Genomic DNA, 13,535 nt, shown 5'->3' on the forward strand with positions numbered 1-13,535 from the left:
CACGCTCCCTGTGTTCGTCCGCCGAAGGTCTTCCCGATCGGTTGTCCGGCACGGTCGCCTTTCCCCATTTCTCGACTGCTGCAACCGCCATTCTGACACCTTCGAGCAGCCCTGCGTCCCGTCTCGCCCGCGCATTGCGGCCCGGCGCCGCCTCGGGCGTCGAGTCGGCTTCCCGCGCCCGAGGCTCCGCCACGCTGCTTCCCATCCTGCCCCTCGTCACAAGGACTCCCATGGCTCTGTCTGATCAAAATCCTGACGAACTCCTCGCCTACCGGCCGGAGGTTTCCGTACCGGAGGACTTCGATGCCTTCTGGCAGCGGACCCTGGCCGAAGCCCGCACCCGAGGCGGAGCGGTGAAGGCTGAGCGGGTCACCGACCGGCACCTGCTGAGCACGGTCGAGGTGGACGACGTACGCTTCCCCGGCTGGAACGGCGAACCCGTGGCCGCCTGGCTGCTGCGCCCGCGCGACGCCAAGGCACCGCTGCCGGTCGTCGTCACCTACATCGGGTACTCCGGCGGCCGCGGGCTGCCTACCGACCACCTGCTGTGGTCCGCGGCCGGGTACGCCCAGCTCGTCGTCGACAGCCGCGGACAGGGCCACGACACCCCGGACCACGGCGAGGGCGACGGTACGCAATGGGCCGAAGGCTTCATGACCCGCGGCGTCGACTCGCCTGACAACTACTACTATCGCCGCCTCATGACGGACTGCGTACGCGCCGTGGACGCGATCGTCGAACTGCCCGGACTGGATGCCGGGCGGGTCATTGTCGCGGGCTGCAGCCAGGGTGGCGGCCTGACTCTCGCGGTCGCCGGACTCGCCCCGGACCGGGTGGCGGCAGTGGTTCCGGACCTGCCGTTCCTGTGCCACTTCCGCCAGGCGGCGCGGATCAGCGGGGAGGGCCCGTACCTGGAACTCACCAAATATCTGCGCTGGCACAGTCCGCACCGCGTCGAGACGACCTTCGCCACACTCGACTACTTCGACGGTGTCCACTTCGCCCGTCGGGCCACGGCGCCGGCACTGTTCAGCGTCGGCCTCATGGACCCGGTCTGCCCGCCCTCCACCGTCTACGCCGCCTTCAACCACTACGCGGGGGCGGACCGGACCATGACCGTCTGGCCCTTCGCCGACCACGGCGGCGGCTTCGGCCGGAACACCGCGGTGCAGCTGAAGTGGCTGCGCGAACGCGGTCTGGCCCCGCAGCAGTAAGCGAAGGAGGCCGGCCGGGCGCAACCCGGCCGGCCGTCTGGTGGCGTATCAGTGTGGGCCGGGAGTCCGGGTCACAGCCGTCAGGCGCTGAAGCGGGTGACCAGGCGGGTGGGCAGAATCAGCGGGGTGGGGTCCTGTCCGTTGATGAGCGCGACGAGCATGCGCGCCATCTCCCGTCCCAAAGCCGCTATGGGCTGATGGACGGTGGTGAGCGGCGGATCGGCGATCTGGGCGACGGCCAGGTCGTCGAAGCCGACCACTGCGACATCGGCGGGGACCAGTCGGCCGGCCTCGCGCAACGTGCGCAGCGCTCCCGCACCCATGTTGTCGTTGGCGGCGAACACCCCGTCCAGGTCGGGGTGGTTCGCCAGCAGTGCGGCCATGGCGGCGGCTCCGCTGGGCTCGGTGAAGTCCCCCTCCTGCGGCGGGAACGGATCGAGGCCGGCGGCCAGCACGCCGTCCCGGTAGCCGCGGTACCGGGCGCGCCCCGCCTCGGTGTCCAGACGCCCGCAGATCGCGGCTATGCGCGTCCGGCCGCGCGAGACCAGGTACTCGGTCGCCTCGCGCGCTCCACCGACGTTGTCGACGTCCACGTACCACCGGGGAGCCGAACCGACCGGGCGCCCGCCGAACACGACGGGCATCACCGCCTCCTCGGCCATACGGGCCAGCGGATCGTTCTCACGCAGCGCCATCAGCATGACGCCGTCCGCGCCCTTGGAGCGAAGGAGCTCCTCCACCCGCTTGCGGCCCCGGTCGGAAGCGGCCAGGCACAGCATCAGATGCAGGTCGGCCTCCTCCAGAGCGGCCGACGCCCCCACGATCACCTGGGCGAAGAACGGATCCGCGAAGATCGACGGATCCTCTCCCGAGACGACCAGGGCGGCCGCTCCCGTCTGGCGGGTGGCCAGAGCGCGGGCGGTCGGATTGGGTACGTAACCGAGTTGCCGGACGGCCCGCTCGACCGCCTCGCGTTTGGCGCGGCTGACGTGCGGTGCGTTGTTGAGGGCGCGGGAGGCCACGGAGCGGGAGACACCGGCGAGTTCGGTCACCTCGTCGAGCGTCGGCTGCCGACGCGGCGCATCTTCTGCCATGAGCCATGAACCTTTCCCGCTCGACCGGACGGGAAGCGTCTCACCCCTGCCCATGCCGCCGCCCGTCCGGTGGGCGATACAGGACAGGTACGGAGCCTCAGGGGCGGGATCAGGGACGGGAGGGGGCTGGGAGCGCTTCCAGTTGTGGACTGTAGAGCCTCGTCCTCGCCATGTGAAGGGCGGGTTGTTACGTCGACCCTTGACAGCTTGACCAGCCCGCAACACGATACCGACCACACCCCAAAGGCCTCGGCGCTGTTGGGACCGCTCCCAATGGGAGCGCTCCCAGTGCTCTCTGCCGACCTTCGGAGATGTCGTCCCTGCCGGAGAGTCGCCGGCACAACGGGACGCCGTACCACCGCACTTCCTCAGCAGGTCGCACGCTTTGGACCAGAGCGTGCGACGCATCCCTGTCAGGAAACCGAGGTACAGTCATGCGCCGCAGACTCCGCGTCCTGGTAGCAGCGCTCTTCACGCTGCCGCTTGCGCTCGCCGTCGCACCGTCCGCCCACGCGGCCGACCCGACCACCATGACCAGCGGGTTCTACGCGGACCCCGACTCCAGCGCGAAGAGGTGGGTCGCCGCCAACCCCAGCGACGGCCGGGCGCCCGCGATCAACGCCTCCCTCGCCAATACCCCGATGGCCCGCTGGTTCGGCTCCTGGAGCGGCACCATCGGCACCGCCACCGGCGCGTACGCGGGCGCCGCGGACTCCAGGGACAAACTGCCCATCCTCGTCGCCTACAACATCTACAACCGCGACTACTGCGGCGGGCACTCCGCGGGCGGAGCCGCTTCGCCGTCCGCCTACGCGTCCTGGATCGCCCAGTTCGCCGGCGGGATCGCCAACCGCCCGGCCGTCGTCATCCTCGAACCGGACTCCCTCGGGGACTACGGTTGCATGACCCAGGCTCAGATCGACGAACGCGAGGGCATGCTCACCGGCGCCCTCACCCAGTTCAGCCGCCAGGCCCCCAACACCTGGGTCTACCTCGACGCCGGCAACCCCGGTTGGGCGGACGCGGCGACCATGGCCCGGCGCCTCCACGAAGCCGGCCTCCGCCAGGCCCACGGTTTCTCCCTCAACGTCTCCAACTACTTCACCACGGCCGAGAACACCGCCTACGGCAACGCCGTCAACAGGGAACTCAACGCCCGCTACGGCTACACCAAGCCGTTCGTCGTGGACACCAGCCGCAACGGCAACGGCTCCAACGGCCAGTGGTGCAACCCCTCAGGCCGCCGTATCGGCACCCCCACCCAGCTGGGCGGAGGCGCCGAGATGCTCTTGTGGATCAAGGCCCCGGGCGAGTCCGACGGCAACTGCGGCGTCGGAGCCGGCTCCTCGGCCGGACAGTTCCTCCCCGAGGTCGCCTACAAGATGATCTACGGCTACTGATGCACATCCGTCCAGCGACCAGGAGCAGCCATGCCACCACGCAGCCTACGGCGCCGCGCGGCCGCCGTGCTCGCGGCACTCACCGCGTGCGCCGCCCTCACCGCGACGCAGGCGCAGGCCACACCCGCGCAGGATGGGATCACCCCGGCCACGAAGTTCTACGTGGACCCGCACAGCAAGGCCGCGAAGCAGGCGCTCGTGGACTTCGGGAACGGTGACATCGAGAACGCCACGAACATGGCCAGGCTCGCGAGCTGGCCGCAGGCCCAGTGGTTCACCAAAGGCACGCCCGACGAGGTGCGCGCCGAGGTGAACAAGCTCGTCCACCGGGCCCGGGCCGTCGACCGGACCCCCGTCCTGGTCGCTTACAACGTCCCGGGCCGGGACTGCACCCAGTACTCCAGCGGCGGAGCCGCATCCTCCGCCGCCTACCGGCAGTGGATCGACGCCTTCGCCGCCGGCATCGGCGACACCAAGGCGGTGGTCGTCGTCGAACCCGACGGTCTGGCCCTCCTGCCCAAGGACTGCGGGCCCGCCGAGGACCCGACCGGCGAACTCACGGCCGCCCGCATCGCCGACCTGGAGTACGCCGTCAGGACACTCAAGGCCAGACCGCGTACCGCGGTCTATCTGGACGCGGGGAACGTCCAGTGGCGAGCCGTCGGCGATATCGCTCAGCGGCTGCTGGACGCCGGGGTCCGGTACAGCGACGGCTTCGCCCTGAACGTGTCCAACACCCACCCCACCGACCACAACGCCAGGTACGGCACCTGGATATCCAAGTGCATGTGGTTCGCCGGCGAGGGACCCGAGCAGGCGCGCGGCCACGCCGACTGGTGCGCCAGCCAGTACTACTCGTCCGCCGCGCCCAACGACGGCACCCCCGGCAACGCCGTCTCCTCCGCCGACCCCACCACCTGGCGGTGGACCGATGCCTGGTTCGACCAGAACGTGGGCACCCCACCGGCCGGCGAACTGCACCACTTCGTGATCGACACCAGCCGCAACGGTCTGGGCGCCTGGACCCCGGAGCCGGGCAAGTACACCGGGGACCCGGAAGTCTGGTGCAACGCGCCCGGCCGTGGCCTCGGCCCGCGACCCACCGCCGACACCGGCGTCCCGCTCGTCGACGCCTACCTGTGGATAAAGATCCCCGGTGAGTCCGACGGCAGCTGCACGCGCAACACCGGCGGCACGATCGACCCCGAGTACGGCATCGTCGACCCGCCCGCCGGCACCTGGTGGCCCGACCAGGCCCACACACTGGCCCGCAACGCGGCACCGCGCCTGACGTTCAACCGCTGAGCTCTGCCGGGCACCCTGGACGTGTCCAGCCACGAGTCGCCGTTCACCCGTGGCTGGACACTTCCGGCCGGGCCGCTCGGGCGCGGTTGCCGTACCGGGTCAAGGGCGGGAGCTTTCCTCCAGCTTCTCGAAGAAGAACTCGTGCTTGAGAAAGGAGACGTCGTACTCGTGGCCGGACTGCGGCGGCAGCAGTTGGGAGGCCTGGAACAGGCGCCACCCGTCGTGCAGCGCGGCAAGCCCGGTGGGGTAGGGCGGCTCGTCGCTGTCACCGGTTGTCGGATGGGTTCGGCCGGTCCCGTCGTATCGGGACCAGCCCACGACGTGGGAGTCGAGCGCCGACGTCGCGAGGTAGAGGACCAGAACGTGCTGTCTCATGAATGGCTCCCCAAGGTCGGCCGGTTGCTGACGCGCGTGACCCAGTAATCGATGTCGAACGAGTGGTCGCCGGTCAGGGCCCGCCACAGGAGGACCCGGTTGTAGATCTCCAGTCGGGCGGTGGCCTGCTCGTACCAGGGGAAGTACGTGTTGAGTTCCGCGGTCACGGCCGGCTCGTGCAGGTCGGAGGTATCCCACAGGCGCACCTGCGGCACGGTCGGATTGAGACGGAGTTTGTACATGTAGCGACGGCGCGCGGTGTCGTTGCGGCGGCCACCGTGCCAGATGCCGTGGTGGACGAGGACGACCGTGCCTGCCGGGCAGGTCAGCCGCGTCTGCCCCCTGAGGTTCTGGACACGGCCGACGTCCGTCTCGTTGATCCTTCGCAGATGGCTTCCGGGCACGCTGAGCGTGCCGCCCATCTCGGTGGTCACCTCGTGGGGGTAGTACATGAGCTGGATGTCGAACGCGTCCGGCCGCACGTCGATGATCGCGTCTCCGTGGAGCGGCTGCGCCTGTCCCTCGTGCGGCTCGCGCACATGCACCGCATGGTGGTCCACGGTCGGCTCAGGGCCGACCAGGCTCTCCACGGCGCCGGCGATGACCGGCAGAGCGAGCAGCTCGTGGACAAAGGTGTTCTGCGCGAACGCCTTGCCCAGCGGAGTGCCGTAGGGCACCTCTGGTATGCCCTCGGTCAAGGTCGCGATGGCCCGTTCATTGATCTCCTGCGGCACCACTCCGTCCAAGCGCAGAAATCCCTGCGCCACGAAGCGCGCCACCTGAACCGATGTCAGGAGTTGCTTGCTGGTTGGCATGCGACGAACGTACGCGCCCCGTCCGGCTGAGTCGTGGGCTGAAATCGCCCACTGCTGGTAAATTTCGACCTCGTGAAGCTCGTAACACTACGGCTCGAGGAGCCGCCCGCCGTGGTCGATGCCGGCATCGGGGTACACGGCGTCTCCACCGCACACGACGTCTTCCGGCTGCCCGACCTGTGGCAGCTGCACCTGTACAACTACGCGGGCGAACTCTCCCTCGGGCAGTCGGTCCACGCCATCCGTCCCGGTCATGTCAGCCTGGTGCCGCCGAACACGGAGGTGCACTTTCACTACCGGGGCAGATCGGAGCATTTCTACGTCCATCTACGGCTTCACGACGGTGGAACCGCGCGGGTGGTACCGGTGATGCAGGACGCCGCGGCCGAGAGCACGCGCCTGGCCGATCTGCTCCGACACGCCGTGACGGCCATGCCGGCTTCTCCCGCCCGGGCCACCGCAGAGGTCTGGGCCGCCCTGTGGCGCATCGCCGAGTTGCCGAGGAGCGATGGAGCCGGGCGCCACCACCCCTTCGTCGCCGCCGCACAGGCCTACATCGAGGAGCACCTGGCCGGCCCGCTGTCCGTACCGGACATCGCTCGCGCCGTCGGAATCTCCCACACGTACCTGACGCGCGTGTTCCGAGCCGAGACCGGCCTCACGGTCGTGTCGTACATCCGGCGCCGGCGCCTCCAACGCGCCCGCCACCTCCTGTTGTCGTCCACCCTGTCCATCACCGCCATCGCCGGGGCCGTGGGCATTGCCGATCTCCAGGCCTTCAACAAGGCCTGCCGCCGCGAACTCGGAGCGAGCCCCCGTCACGTTCGTGCGGCCGGACACGAAAGAGCCGGTGAAGTACTCGCGACCTCCGTCGAATGAGCCCACCGGGCCCCACACGCTTGACGGCAGCGCTTTTTCAGGTCCGGGTCCGGCCTGCGCGACGGTACGGGGGCCCCGGGCGATGTCACCCGCCGATCGCGGCCCCGACCAGCCGCCTCTCGAAGCACAGCAGTATCTGTTCAAGATCTGCCGCGTCGAATGACGCCGCATCCGTCCCGAGACTGATTCCGGCTTTCTCGGACAGACCCCACACATCGAAGGAGAGCTTTCCGGAGTACGCGGCGACGGGCCCGGGGAAGCTTCCGTATCGGCTGGATGCCATCGCTCGCTCGATGTCCTGTGCCCTGGCCGGGCGAGCCCGGATCAGCGTTCGGGGCGCTATGGGGCGGATGTTGATCATGTACGGATTGAGCGCGGAGCGGCCCAGCTCGGCGGAGACCTCGTCCAGGGACCTGGCGTAGCGGTCGGGCTCGCGCAGGCTGACGGAGGGGGATCGGACGAGTGCCGCGTCGACGGCCCGGCACAGCGCCGGGAACCGGTCGCCGCCCAGGGACGTGTCGATCGGGACGAGGACCTTGCCGGCGATATGGGCCACCGTCTCGCGGGCGGCAGCGGTCTGCCGGTTGGCCGTCACGGTGTTGAACACGCAGCTGCCGATGTTGAGGTGCTCGGCGAGCGCGCACGCATATGCGGCTTGGAGGACTGCGGCCACGGACGTCCGGTACTGCTTCGCCAGGCTGGTCGCGGCGAGTGCGACCGCCGCCGAGTCGAGGCATACGAGGTTGTAGACGTCGTCCCCGTCGAGGCTCGCGGGCGCCTGGAGTTCGGGCATGGCGGACTGCTGGAGCATGGCCCGGTCATGGGTGTCGACACGATGAGCGTGACGCAGCCCCGACGGACTGGCTTCGAAGCTCGCGATCTGCCGTGGCTGCCACCCCGAGCCGAGGTCGGCGCCCGGATCGACGGCCAGCCGGGCTATGTGTTCGGCCACGAGCCGGGCAGCCGTCATGTCCGCCGAGAAGTGGTGCAACGACAGCACGATCTGGGTGGGCCTGCCGTCCACCGTGACGACCGCGGCCCGCAACGGCAGTTCGTCCGGGGCGAATCCGGGCTCGGCCAGACGGAGAGCCAGGGCCCCCACCTCGTCGTTGTTCGCCGGGGCCTCGAACCCGTACTCGTCGACCTGGAGCACCCCGGAAGCCACGACGACCGCGCGAGCGCGCCCGTCCGCGTCCTGTGGATACAGCGTGCGCAGCGCCTCGCAGTGGGCCACGACCGCGGCGAGGGCGTGCAGCACCGCGGCCATGTCGGGCCGGCCGTCCAGTGCCCGCGCCATCCGGACGTTCCTGTTGCGGACTCCGTCGAGATGGGGCTGGCACTCTTTACGGTCATGGGCCTTCTGCGACCAGGTCAGTTCATGCTCGCCGGCGGTGCCGGCGATGAAGACGACGTCATGGCGTGCGGTCTGTCGCATACCCGCCTCGGCTCTCCTCCGGTACGTCGGCGGCGCGGCACGTCTCGCGGGTGACGCGCGGAGGAGCGCGCGCGCCCCATGGTCAGGCAGAGGATAGATCCGCGCGGACCACGTGCGTCAAGGCATGGGGCCGGCCGGACGATCACCTGCCGCCTCCTGCAGTCGAAGCGCTTCGATGCCGGACTGGAACTGAATCACGGGTCAATCACGGGTCAATCACGGGTCGCCAAACTGACGCAAGCGACTCTTCCAACGCGGACGGACGACTTGGAAGGTGATCCACGACGGCGCCTGTTACCAAAAAGTGACCTGAACGGGCCGTTGTCGCATTCGGAAACACGTCGTTAGTGTCGTCGAAACGTCGAAGCGCATCGACAGACCCATTTCGGAGGGCCGGGTTACCTCGGCTTCCCGACGAGCCGGTCACCACGGTGAAGGAATCGTGCCGTGCGCCCTCTGCTCAGACACGGCTTCAACGTGTCCGGTCAGACGGGGCGCGATCAAAGATTGAGGAACGCACATGGTTCACCGCATCACCGAACGCCTCGGCGGCCTCGCGTTCGGGGGCGACTACAACCCCGAGCAGTGGGACAAGCACGTCTGGCAGGAGGACGACCTGCTGATGCGCGAGGCCCGGGTCAACCTCGTCACGGTCGGCGTGTTCTCGTGGGCGCTGCTCGAGCCCGAGGAAGGCTCCTACGACTTCGGCTGGCTGGACGCCCACCTGGACCGGCTGCACGCGGCCGGCGTCGCCGTGGACCTGGCCACCCCCACCGCCTCGCCACCGCCCTGGTTCACCCTCGCCCACCCGGAGGCGCTGACGGTCACCGCCGACGGCGTCCGGCTCACCCACGGCAGCCGTGACACGTACTGCCTGGCGGCACCGGCCTACCGGCGCGCCGCCACCCGGATCGCCGGCGCTTTGGCCGAGCGCTACGGGGACCATCCCGCGGTGTGCATGTGGCACGTGCACAACGAGTACGCGACGGTGTGCCACTGCGACCGGGCGGCAGCCGCGTTCCGCGTCTGGCTGCGCCACAAGTACCGCACGCTCGACGCGCTCAACGAGGCCTGGGGAACCGCCTTCTGGAGCCAGCGCTACGGCTCCTGGGAACAGATCCTGCCGCCCCGCGCCACCCAGTGGCACCACAACCCGGGTCACACCCTGGACTGGCGCCGCTTCTTCTCCGACGAGACGCTCGCGGCCTACCGCGAGCAGCGCGACGCGATCCGCGCGCACAGCGACCGGCCGGTGACCACCAACCTGATGGTGCCCGCGTACCAGGTGCTCGACCTGTGGAAGTTCGGCCGCGAGGTCGACTTCGTCGGCATCGACCACTATCCGGACGCGCCGGGTGTCGACGCCGCCGCCGACATCGCCTTCGGCGGGGACCGCGCCCGCTCCTTCGGGGCGGGGAAGCCCTGGCTGCTGATCGAGCAGGGCACCAACACCGTGTACACGTCCGACGGCACGCTGGGCAAGGAGCCCGGCGACATCCTGCGGCACACCATGGGGCACATCGCGCGTGGTTCGGAAGGCGCGTTGTTCTTCCAGTGGCGCCAGTCCAAGGCAGGTGCCGAGCTGTGGCACTCGGCGGTCGTCCCGCACGCCGGCCCGGACACCCGCATCTTCCGCGAGGCGTCCGCCACCGGCGCCGCCGTGGCCCGGCTGGGCGAACTCGCGGGCTCCACCGTACGGGCCCGTGCGGCGGTACTGCACGACGCGGACGTCTGGTGGGCGCTGGACAACCACGGTCTGCCCCGCACCGGGTCCGGCCACCACGACAGCCTGCGCCGGGCCCACCGCGCGCTGTGGAACGCCGGCGTGACCACCGACTTCGCGCACCCGGCGGACGACCTGGCACGCTACCCCGTCGTCCTCGCCCCCAGCCTCTACCTCCTGTCGGACGCCTCGGCCGCCGCACTGCGCCGGTACGTCGCACAAGGCGGCACCCTCCTCGTCGAGTGCTTCGCCGGCGCGGTCGACGAACACCACCAGGCCCGGCTCGGGGGGTATCCGGCCGCGCCGCTGCGCGAGGCCCTCGGCATCCGCGTGGAGGAGTACCGCCCGCTGGCGGCCGCACAGGCACTGGAGCTCTCCGACGGCACCAGGGGCGCGTACTGGAGCGAGGTGCTGCGCCTGGAGGGCGCCACCCCGGTCGCCTCCTACACCTCCGGCATGCTCGCGGGACAGGCGGCGGTGACACGCCATCAGTTCGGGAAGGGCAGCGCCTGGTACCTGTCGACGCGGCTGGAGGACGACGCCTACGCCGCGCTGCTCGGCCAGGTACTCGCCACCGCCGGAGTCGGCCCCGAGATCGCCGATGCGCCGCCGGGCGTCGAGGCGGTACGCCGCCACGCCGACGACGGCCGCAGCTGGCTGTTCCTGCTCAACCACTCGGATACCGACCAGCGCCTCCCCGTCACCGGCCACGACCTGCTCACGGACGAGCCGGTCGGCCACCACGGGCTGACGCTGCCCGCCCGTGGCGCGGCGGTGCTGCGCCAGGGCTGACACCGTCCCCCTCCCCCACCCCTCCCCGACCACCATCCAGAGCCGCTGGGCCCGCTGCTCCTGCGCAGGCCCGTGCAGACCCGCACCAGAAAGGCAAGAACCCGCCATGTCCCCTGCCCCGCACCTCTCCCGCCGAGGACTGCTCGCCGCCGGGGCGGCCACCGCCGCACTCCCCCTGCTCGCCCCCTCCGCCGCGGCCGCCCGCCCGGCCGGATCGTCCAGCTCCGCCCGCGCGGCCGGCTCCACGCCGTACACCTTCCGCAACGCGGAGATAGTCGGCGGCGGTTTCGTCACCGGCATCGTCTTCAACCAGAGCGAACGCGGACTGGTGTACGCCCGGACCGACATCGGCGGCGCCTACCGCCTCGACACGGCGACCCGGCGGTGGATTCCCCTCACCGACTGGATCGGCTGGGACGAGTACGGACACACCGGCATCATCAGTGTCGCCACCGACGAGGTCGACCCCGACCGCGTCTACCTGGCGGCGGGCACCTACCCCATGCCCGACTGGGACCCGTCCATGGCGGCGATCCTGCGCTCGACCGACCGCGGCCGCACCTGGAAGACCACTCCCCTGCCGTTCCGGCTGGGCGGCAACATGCCCGGCCGGGGCATCGGCGAGCGGCTGGTGATCGACCCCAACCGCAACAAGATCCTCTACCTGGGGGTGCGCGGGGGCCACGGGCTGTGGCGCAGCACCGACCACGGTAAGACCTTCGCGAAGGTGACCAGCTTCCCCAACCCGGGCAACTTCGTCCCCGACCCGAACGACACCAACGGCCCGAACGGCGACAACCTGGGTGTGCTGCAAGTCGTCTTCGACAAGCGCACCGGCAGAGCGGGCAGGGCCACCCGGACCCTCTACGTCACCGTCGCCGACAAGGACAACATCCTGTACCGGTCGACCGACGCGGGAGCGACCTGGGAACGCGTCCCCGGGCAGCCCACCGGCTTCATCCCGCACCACGCGGTCTTCGACCACGTCGGCGGCTATCTGTACCTGGCGACCAGCGACACCGCCGGCCCGTACGACGGGTCCAAGGGCGACGTGTGGAAGCTGGACACCGCCACCGACACCTGGACCCGCATCAGCCCGGTCCCGTCCACCAGTGACGAGAACAAGTACGGTTACAGCGGTCTGACCATCGACCGGCAGAACCCGGACACCCTGATGGTGTCCACACAGGTCAAGTGGTACCCCGACTGCCTCCTCTTCCGCTCCACCGACGGCGGCGCGACCTGGACCCAGGCCTGGGACCTGGGCTCGGATTCCCAGCGCACCCTGCGCTACGACATGGACATCTCCGCCTCCCCCTGGCTGACCTGGAACGCCTCGCCGTCGCTGCCCGAGATGACCCCCAAGCTGGGCTGGATGATGGAGTCCGTCCAGATCGACCCGTTCGACTCAGACCACTTCATGTACGGAACCGGCGCGACGATCTACGGCGCGAACAACCTGACCGACTGGGACAGCGGCGGCACCGTACACCTGTCCGTGCGGGCCCAGGGCCTGGAGGAGTGCTCGATCGCCTGCGTGATCAGCCCACCCGTCGGCCGCGCGCACCTCTTCTCGGGTGTGGGCGACGTCGGCGGCTTCCGGCACATGGATTTCCACAAGGCTCCGAAGATGTACGACAGCCCGACCTTCGGCGTAACCCATGCGCTGGACTACGCGGAGCTGGCGCCCCACACCATCGTGCGGGTCGGCGACCCCACCAGCGGCTGGACCCAACACTTCGCCATCTCCACCGACAGCGGCGACACCTGGACGCCCTCGGGCAGTGAGCCGTCCGGCGTCACCGGGGCCGGAGTCCACGACCAGGCCGTCGCCATCAGCGCCGACGGCAAGCGGATCGTCTGGTCACCGGACGGAGCGCCGGTCAGCTGGTCCGACGACAACGGAGCGACCTGGACGGCTTCGAAGGGGCTGCCGACCGGGGCCTCCGTGCGCTCGGACCGGGTGAACCCCACGAAGTTCTACGCCTACGGCTCCGGCGTCTTCTACCTCAGCACGGACGGCGGCAAGAGCTTCAAGGCCACGGCCGCGACCGGTCTGCCCACCGCGGGCAACGTTCGCTTCAAGGCGGCACCGGGCCACGAGGGCGACATCTGGCTGGCCGGCGGCAGCAGCAAGTCCACCGATGACACGCCCTACGGGATGTGGCGGTCGACCGACTCCGGAGCGTCCTTCGCCAGGTTCAAGGCGGTGGACGAGGGCGACGTCGTCGGATTCGGCAAGGCGGCGCCCGGCGCCACGTACCCCGCCGTCTACACCAGCTCCAAGATCCATGGCGTACGCGGCATCTTCCGGTCCGACGACACGGGCCGGACCTGGATCCGCATCAACGACGACCGCCACCAGTACGCCTGGACCGGCAACACCATGACCGGAGACCCCCGGGTCTACGGCCGCGTCTACTTCGGGACCAACGGACGCGGAATCATCTACGGCGACCCCAAGTAGCTCCGACTCCAGGTCACCGCGATCCGCACCCTCCGT

The 13,535-nt window shown here is 69.9% G+C and carries 10 protein-coding genes; 6 read left to right on the forward strand and 4 right to left on the reverse strand.

Translation table 11 applies throughout. The features are described 5' to 3' along the window. The first annotated feature begins 230 nt into the window (after positions 1-230). Entirely contained in the window at positions 231-1,214 is a 984-nt protein-coding gene (locus tag ACFZDL_RS35185) for an alpha/beta fold hydrolase (protein WP_353595448.1), read from the forward strand. A gap of 80 nt (positions 1,215-1,294) precedes the next feature. On the opposite strand, the gene ACFZDL_RS35190 is transcribed toward ACFZDL_RS35185, so the two are convergent. After that, positions 1,295-2,308, reverse strand: coding sequence for a LacI family DNA-binding transcriptional regulator (locus ACFZDL_RS35190; RefSeq protein WP_353595447.1), 1,014 nt, complete (start codon positions 2,306-2,308; stop codon positions 1,295-1,297). A 434-nt stretch (positions 2,309-2,742) separates the two neighbouring features. Between ACFZDL_RS35190 and ACFZDL_RS35195 the strand changes: the two genes are divergently transcribed. Together ACFZDL_RS35195 and ACFZDL_RS35200 are read left to right on the forward strand one after the other, a co-directional pair. Beyond that, positions 2,743-3,708, forward strand: a complete 966-nt coding sequence (locus tag ACFZDL_RS35195) for a glycoside hydrolase family 6 protein (RefSeq protein ID WP_353595446.1) — start codon at positions 2,743-2,745, stop codon at positions 3,706-3,708. A 30-nt stretch (positions 3,709-3,738) separates the two neighbouring features. Beyond that, entirely contained in the window at positions 3,739-5,013 is a 1,275-nt protein-coding gene (locus ACFZDL_RS35200; protein ID WP_353595445.1) for a glycoside hydrolase family 6 protein, read from the forward strand. A 99-nt stretch (positions 5,014-5,112) separates the two neighbouring features. On the opposite strand, the gene ACFZDL_RS35205 is transcribed toward ACFZDL_RS35200, so the two are convergent. Then, complete coding sequence (locus tag ACFZDL_RS35205; RefSeq protein ID WP_353595444.1) at positions 5,113-5,388, reverse strand: hypothetical protein; 276 nt, start codon at positions 5,386-5,388, stop codon at positions 5,113-5,115. After that, positions 5,385-6,203, reverse strand: coding sequence for a phytanoyl-CoA dioxygenase family protein (locus ACFZDL_RS35210; RefSeq protein ID WP_353595443.1), 819 nt, complete (start codon positions 6,201-6,203; stop codon positions 5,385-5,387). The genes ACFZDL_RS35205 and ACFZDL_RS35210 overlap by 4 nt, the downstream gene beginning before the upstream one ends. A 72-nt stretch (positions 6,204-6,275) precedes the next feature. Here ACFZDL_RS35210 and ACFZDL_RS35215 point away from each other — a divergent pair, with 72 nt between their 5' ends. Continuing rightward, positions 6,276-7,082, forward strand: coding sequence for an AraC family transcriptional regulator (locus ACFZDL_RS35215; protein WP_353595442.1), 807 nt, complete (start codon positions 6,276-6,278; stop codon positions 7,080-7,082). 85 nt (positions 7,083-7,167) lie between these two features. On the opposite strand, the gene ACFZDL_RS35220 is transcribed toward ACFZDL_RS35215, so the two are convergent. Further along, entirely contained in the window at positions 7,168-8,517 is a 1,350-nt protein-coding gene (locus ACFZDL_RS35220; protein ID WP_353595441.1) for a condensation domain-containing protein, read from the reverse strand. Between the two features lie 520 nt (positions 8,518-9,037). On the opposite strand from ACFZDL_RS35220, the gene ACFZDL_RS35225 reads away from it, so the two are divergent. Further along, complete coding sequence (locus ACFZDL_RS35225) at positions 9,038-11,032, forward strand: beta-galactosidase (RefSeq protein WP_353595440.1); 1,995 nt, start codon at positions 9,038-9,040, stop codon at positions 11,030-11,032. Positions 11,033-11,138: 106 nt separating this feature from the next. Further along, positions 11,139-13,499, forward strand: coding sequence for a xyloglucanase (locus ACFZDL_RS35230; protein WP_353595439.1), 2,361 nt, complete (start codon positions 11,139-11,141; stop codon positions 13,497-13,499). Positions 13,500-13,535: the final 36 nt, after the last annotated feature.

This window comes from Streptomyces sp. NPDC007917 (assembly GCF_042959105.1).
Taxonomy (GTDB): domain Bacteria; phylum Actinomycetota; class Actinomycetes; order Streptomycetales; family Streptomycetaceae; genus Streptomyces.